Genomic DNA, 6900 nt, shown 5'->3' on the forward strand with positions numbered 1-6900 from the left:
AGGCCTTCGCCCAGCTCACGCCCGACCAGCGGCAGCAGGTGCTGGTCGGTCTCGCCGCGGCGGGGGGCCCGGCCGCCGCCCCCCCCCCCCCCCCCCCCCCCCCCCCCGCGCCCCCGCCCCCCCCCCCCCCCCCCCCCCCGGAGCGGGGTCACGGCCGCCGCCACCGGCGGCCCTCGGCGGCCAGCATCTCGTCGGCCGCGCGCGGCCCCCACTCGCCGGCCCGGTAGGGGTGCGGCGTGGTCCCGGCCCAGAACTCCTCGAGCGGGTCGATCACCGCCCAGGAGGCCTCGACCTCGGCGTTGCGGGGGAAGAGCGTGGCGTCGCCGAGCAGCACGTCGAGCAGCAGGCGCTCGTAGGCCTCCGGGCTGGCCTCGGTGAACTGCTCGCCGTAGAGGAAGTCCATGGAGACGTCGCGCACCTCCATCACGCTGCCGGGCACCTTCGACCCGAACTTGAGGGTGACCCCCTCGTCGGGTTGCACCCGCACGACCAGCTGGTTGTTGCCCAGCTCCTCGGTGTCGGTGTCGGCGAAGGGCAGGTGCGGCGCCCGCTTGAACACCAGCGCGATCTCGGTGACCCGCCGGGGCAGCCGCTTGCCGGTCCGCAGGTAGAACGGCACCCCGGCCCAGCGGCGGGTCTCGACGCCCAGCCGCACGGCGGCGTAGGTCTCGGTCGTCGACCCGGGATCGACGCCCTCCTCCTGCCGGTAGCCGTGCGCCCGCTGCCCGGCCAGCCACCCCTGTTCGTACTGCCCGCGGACGGCGTCGGTGCGCATGTCCTCCGGCAGGGAGATCGCCCGGAGCACCTTCAGCTTCTCGGTGCGGATCTCCTCGGCGGAGAACTCGACCGGCTCCTCCATCGCGGTCAGGGCGAGCAGCTGCAGCAGGTGGTTCTGCAGCACGTCGCGGGCGGCGCCGGTCTTCTCGTAGAAGCCTGCCCGCCCGCCGATGCCGACGTCCTCGGCCATGGTGATCTGCACCGAGTCGACGTGGTGGCCGTTCCACACCGGCTCGAAGAGGGTGTTGGCGAACCGCAGCGCCATCAGGTTCTGGACGGTCTCCTTGCCCAGGTAGTGGTCGATGCGGAACACGTCGTCGGGGCTGAACACCGAGTCGACCAGCTCGTTGAGCTCGCGGCTGGAGGGCAGGTCGGTGCCGAAGGGCTTCTCCACGACCACCCGGCGCCAGCGGTCGGGCGTGCTCTCGGCCATGCCGGTGCGCTCCATCTGCTTGAGCACCACCGGGAACATCGACGGCGGGATGGAGAGGTAGAACGCGGCGTTGCCGCCGATGCCGTGGCTGCTCTCGAGGTCGGCCAGCGCCCCGGCGAGCTCGTCGAAGGCGTTGTCGTCGTCGAACGAGCCCTGCACGAAGCGGACGCTGCCGGCCAGGCGCTCCCACACCTCCTCCCGCCACGGGGTGCGGGCGGCCTTGCGCGCGGCCTCGCGGGCCAGCTCGGCGAAGTCCTCGTCGCCCCAGTCGCGGCGGGCGAACCCGAGCAGCGCGAAGTTGGTGGGCAGCAGGCCCCGGTTGGCCAGGTCGTAGACCGCGGGCAGCAGCTTCTTGCGGGCCAGGTCGCCGGTGATGCCGAAGACCACGAGGGCGCACGGGTCGGGTACCCGGGGCAGCCGCCGGTCCCGGGGGTCACGCAGCGGGTTGACGATCATCGGCGTTGTCCGTCCTCGGGGCTGGAGGGGGGAGTCGGCCTCCTGCCCGCCGCCGGCGGGGCGCGCGGCGGGGCAGGAGGGCCCGTCCGCTACTTCTTGTCCTTGTCCTCGAGCTCGCTCTTCACCGAAGCGGTGAGCTCGTCCCAGGAGTCGACGAACTTCTGCACGCCCTCCTCCTCGAGCACCCGGAAGACGTCGTCGAGGTCGACGCCGGCGTCCCGGACCGCCTGCATGACGGCGGCGGCGTCGTCGTACGCCTTCTGCACCGGCGTGCCCGGGGTGCCGTGGTCGGCGTAGGCCATGAGCGTCTTCTCCGGCATCGTGTTGACGGTGCCGGGAGCGATCAGCTCGCTGATGTAGAGCGTGTCCGGGAGCTCCGGGTTCTTGACCCCGGTGGAGGCCCACAGCGGCCGCTGGGGGTGGGCGCCCTTGGCCTCCAGCGCCTTCCAGCGGTCGGAGGAGAAGACCTCCTCGTAGGCCTGGTAGGCGAGCTGGGCGTTGGCCACGCCCGCCTTGCTCATCAGGGAGGCGTCGGCGCCGGCCTTCTCCAGCCGCTTGTCGATCTCGGTGTCCACGCGGGAGACGAAGAACGAGGCGACCGACGCGATGCCCGACAGGTCGGCGTCCGGGTCCTCGGCGAGCCGCTCCTCCAGCCCGGACAGGTAGGCGTCCATGACCTTGCGGTAGCGCTCGGGGCTGAAGATCAAGGTGACGTTGACGCTGATGCCCCGGGCGATCGACGTCTGGATGGCCGGGAGGCCCGCCTCCGTCGCCGGGATCTTGATGTAGAGGTTGGGCCGGTCGACCAGCCACCACAGGTGCGCGGCCTCGGCCGCGGTGGCGTCGGTGTCGTTGGCCAGGCCGGGCGCGACCTCGAGGGAGACCCGCCCGTCGCCGGGCTGCCGCTGCGCCACGGGCGCCAGCAGGTCGCAGGCGTCGCGGACGTCCGCGGCGGTGATGGTCCGCAGCGCCTCCTCCACGCTCACCTGGCGCACGGCGAGCGCGTGCACCTGGTCGTCGTAGGAGTCCGACCCGCTGATCGCCGCGGCGAAGATGGTCGGGTTGGTGGTGACGCCGACGACGCTGTGCTCGTCGACCAGCGACTGGAGGTTCCCGCTGCGGATCCGGTCGCGGGACAGGTCGTCGAGCCAGACGGCGACCCCGGCCGAGGAGAGTTCTGCCAGGTTCTGGTTCTGGTTCTGGGTCATTGCTGGGTCCTTCCGGTAAGGACCCCCTCGCCCCCACCTTTCGCGAGCTCGCGGCGGGACCCTGCGAGGAGGCCGGGGGCTATCTGTCGCCGGTGGGGTGGGGGAGGCCGCCGGTGGCCGCGACCGGCCCGGCGGGGACGGCGGCGCCGGAGGCCGCCGCCTCGATGCTCTCGCGGGCGGCCGCGACGACCGCCTCGTGCGTGAGGCCGAACTCCTCGTACAGCGTCGCGTAGGCCGCGCTGGCGCCGTAGTGCGTCAGCCCGACGATCCGCCCGGCGTCGCCCACGAACTCCCGCCAGCCCATCGGCACGCCGGCCTCGACGCTGACCCGCGCCCGGACCGTGGGCGGCAGGACCTCGTCCTTGTAGGCCTGGTCCTGGTCGGCGAACCACTCGACGCAGGGGACGGAGACCACCCGGGTCGGGACGCCGTCGGCCTCGAGCTGCTCGCGCGCGGCGACCGCGATCTGCACCTCCGAGCCGGTGCCGAGCAGGATCACCTCGGGGGTGCCGTTCGACGCGTCGGCCAGCACGTAGGCGCCGCGCGCGGTGCCCTCCGCGGGGCCGAACCGCTCGCGGTCGAACACCGGCAGGTTCTGCCGGGACAGCAGCAGGCCGGCCGGCCGGTCGTTGTGCTCGAGGATCGTGCGCCACGCGACGGAGACCTCGTTGGCGTCCGCCGGGCGGACGACGTCCAGGCCGGGGATCGCCCGCAGGGCCGCGAAGTGCTCGATCGGCTGGTGGGTCGGCCCGTCCTCGCCCAGGCCGATCGAGTCGTGGGTCCACACGTACACGACCGGCAGCTGCATGAGCGCCGCCAGGCGCACCGCCCCGCGCATGTAGTCGGAGAAGGTGAGGAAGGTGCCGCCGTAGACGCGGGTGCCGCCGTGCAGCGCGATGCCGTTCATGATCGCGCCCATGGCGTGCTCCCGGACGCCGAAGTGCAGGGTCCGCCCGTAGGGGCCGCCGGACCACATCTTCGTCTGGCGGTTGGCCGGCAGGAACGACGGCTCGCCCTCCACCGCGGTGTTGTTGCTCTCGGCGAGGTCGGCCGAGCCGCCCCACAGCTCCGGCAGCTCCGGGTAGAGCGCGGCCAGGGCCTTGCCGCTGGCCTTGCGGGTGGCCACGCCCTTCTCGTCGGCCGGGTAGGTGGGCAGGTTCGCGGCGAAGCCCTCGGGCAGCCGCCGCTCCTGCATCCGCGCGAGCAGCTCGGCCCGCTCCGGGGCCGCCTGCGCCCAGGCGTCGAAGCGCTCCTGCCACTCCGCGTGCGCCGTCTTCCCGGCGTCCACGACCGACCGGGCGTGGGCGAGGACCTCGTCGTCGACCTCGAAGGTCTGCCCGGGGTCGAACCCGAGGATCTCCTTGGTCGCCCGCACCTCGTCCTCGCCCAGGGCGGAGCCGTGCGCGGCGCCGGTGTTCTGCTTGGTCGGCGCCGGCCAGGCGATGATCGTCCGCAGCACGATGATCGACGGGCGGGAGGTCTCCGCCTTGGCCGCCGCGAAGGCCGCGTCGACCGCGGCCAGGTCCTCGCCGTCGTCCACGTGCTGCACGTGCCAGCCGTAGGCCTCGTAGCGCTTGCCGACGTCCTCGGTGAAGGCGACGGTCGTGTCGTCCTCGATGGAGATCCGGTTGTCGTCGTAGACCAGGACGAGGTTGCCCAGCTGCTGGGTGCCGGCCAGCGACGAGGCCTCGGCGCTGACGCCCTCCTGCAGGTCGCCGTCGGAGCAGAAGGCCCAGATGGTGTGGTCGAACAGGCTCTCGCCCTCGGGGGCGTCGGGGTCGAGCAGACCCCGCTCGCGGCGGGCGGCCATCGCCATCCCGACGGCGTTGCCCACGCCCTGGCCCAGCGGACCGGTGGTGGTCTCGACGCCGGGGGTGTGGTTGACCTCGGGGTGCCCCGGGGTCTTCGACCCCCAGGTGCGCAGGGCCCGCAGGTCGTCGAGCTCCAGGCCGTAGCCGGCGAGGAACAGCTGCACGTACAGCGTCAGGCTCGAGTGGCCCATCGACAGGACGAAGCGGTCGCGCGCCACCCAGTTCGGGTCCGACGGGTCGTGCCGCAGCCACTTGTGGAAGAGCAGGTAGGCGGTCGGCGCCATGCTCATCGCCGTCCCGGGGTGGCCGTTGCCCACCTTCTGGACGGCGTCCATGGCCAGCACGCGGGCGGTGTCGATGGCCCGGCGGTCCAGGTCGCCGAAGTCCTCGGGGAGGGTCGGCCGGGGCTGGCGCGGGTCCCCGGTGGGGCTGTCGGTCGCGGCCTCGGCCGGGGCCTCGGCCGCTGTGCTCTTCGTCTCGCCTGTCATCGTGGCGCTGCTCCCTCGGTCGGCCGGGTCGGTCGCTCCGGGTCGGGGACCGAGCCGGAGCGGCGGACGGTGTGCGGTGCGGCGACCGGCAGGCCGGGCAACCGGGCGATCGGCGGCCCCGACGCCGGACCGACGACGGCGCCGTCGCCGACCTCGTCGTCGCGACCGGGCCCTACCCGCTGCACGCGCAGCACCAACCTGCACGACCCTAGTCATCCGCGCCCGTCACGGGCGCGGTCGCGGGCTACAGTTGGTCCGTTCGACACCCGGCCGGAAGGGACCCCGTGCTGTCTCCGTCGCCGGTGGAGTCCCACACCTCGTGTCCTCGGGAGGCCCTCCGGTGACGGCGGTCTCCGAGCGCCCGGCGGTCTCCACCCGCAGCTTCTCCTCGGTGGTGGGCGCCTACGTGGCGCTGACCAAGCCCAAGCTCGTCGAGCTGCTGCTGGTCACCACGCTGCCGGCGATGATGCTCGCTGCCGACGGGTGGCCCTCCTGGCGGCTCGTCGTCGCCACGCTGGTCGGCGGGATGCTGGCCGCGGGTGCGGCGAACACGTTCAACTGCTGGTACGACCGCGACATCGACCGGCTGATGTCGCGCACCCGCACCCGGCCGATCCCCTCCGGGGCGGTCAGCCCGCGTGCCGCACTCGTCTTCGGGCTGGTGCTGGCCGCCGCGTCCCTGGCCGTCCTGTGGGTCGAGACCACGCCGCTGGCCACCGCGCTGGCCGCCGTGGCGATCCTGGCCTACTCGGTCGTCTACACGATGGTGCTCAAGCGCCGGACCAGGCACAACACCGTCTTCGGCGCCTTCCCGGGAGCCGCGCCGGTGCTCATCGGCTGGGCCGCGGTCACCGGCTCGCTGGACTGGCCGGCGGTCCTGTTCTTCGCCATCGTCTTCTGCTGGCAGATGCCGCACTTCTGGGCGCTGGCCAGCCGTTTCCGCGAGGACTACGCCCGCGCCGGCGTGCCCATGCTCTCCGTCGTCGCCGGCCCGGAGAGCGTCGGCCGGCAGTCCGTGGCCTGGGCCTGGGCGACGCTGGGCGCGACGCTGCTCATGGGGTCGGTCACTCCGGAGCTGGACTGGGCCTTCGCCATCGGCGGCGGGCTGCTCGGCGCCTGGTACGTGATCGAGTCCCACCAGTGGCTGGCCCGCATCCGCGCCGGCGTCGCCGACCGGCCGATGCGGCTGTTCTCGGTGTCGATCACGCAGATGACCCTGCTCTCGGTCGCCATCGCGATCGACGTGCTGTTCTGACTGCGGTCCTCCGGACCGCACCGCGGCCAACGGCCGTCCGCTGAGTGATCTGTCGGCCTCCGGCCGACACCGCGGCCAACGGCCGTTCCGCTGCTGAGCTGAGCCGTTGCCCGTGTCCTCGTCGCGGAGGCCCTCCGGGCCTCCGCGACGAGCCCACCCCGGCTGCCTGCCGTACCCGGCTCGCACCGGACCCGGTCCGCACGGTGCCGTTCCCGGCCGGGCGCGGTACGTCGCCGATGCTGCCGTTCCTGGCTGGTCCGTACGTCGCCGCTTCGCCGTCTCCTCGCGGGCGGTGTGCGGAGACCGACCGTTCCGGCGGGGGATCGGGGCGTCAGCGCACGGTGCTCGCGGGGGGGGGGGGGGGGGGGGGGGGGGGGGGGGGGGGGGGGGGGGGGGGGGGGGGGGGGGGGGGCGGGGCGGGGGGCGGCGGGGGGGGGGGGGGGGGGGGGGGGGGGGGGGGGGGGGGGGGGGG

Annotated in this window: 4 protein-coding genes; 1 reads left to right on the plus strand and 3 read right to left on the minus strand. The window is 73.9% G+C overall.

Annotated features, from left to right (window positions below):
- Positions 1-148: 148 nt before the first annotated feature.
- From zwf to tkt, 3 genes are all read right to left on the minus strand, one after another.
- Entirely contained in the window at positions 149-1666 is a 1518-nt protein-coding gene (zwf, locus tag ACK586_RS04805) for a glucose-6-phosphate dehydrogenase (RefSeq protein ID WP_409329314.1), read from the minus strand.
- An 89-nt stretch (positions 1667-1755) separates the two neighbouring features.
- Positions 1756-2874, minus strand: coding sequence for a transaldolase (gene tal / locus ACK586_RS04810; protein WP_409329315.1), 1119 nt, complete (start codon positions 2872-2874; stop codon positions 1756-1758).
- Positions 2875-2953: 79 nt separating this feature from the next.
- Positions 2954-5173 (minus strand): transketolase, encoded by a 2220-nt coding sequence (gene tkt / locus ACK586_RS04815; protein WP_409329316.1) that lies wholly within the window; start codon positions 5171-5173, stop codon positions 2954-2956.
- A gap of 340 nt (positions 5174-5513) precedes the next feature.
- Between tkt and ACK586_RS04820 the strand changes: the two genes are divergently transcribed.
- On the plus strand, positions 5514-6428 hold the full coding sequence (locus ACK586_RS04820) for a heme o synthase (RefSeq protein WP_409329317.1): 915 nt from the start codon (positions 5514-5516) through the stop codon (positions 6426-6428).
- Positions 6429-6900 lie beyond the last annotated feature (472 nt).

Origin of the sequence: Trujillonella humicola (assembly GCF_046233715.1) — a bacterium.
In the GTDB taxonomy this organism is placed as follows: domain Bacteria; phylum Actinomycetota; class Actinomycetes; order Mycobacteriales; family Geodermatophilaceae; genus Trujillonella; species Trujillonella humicola.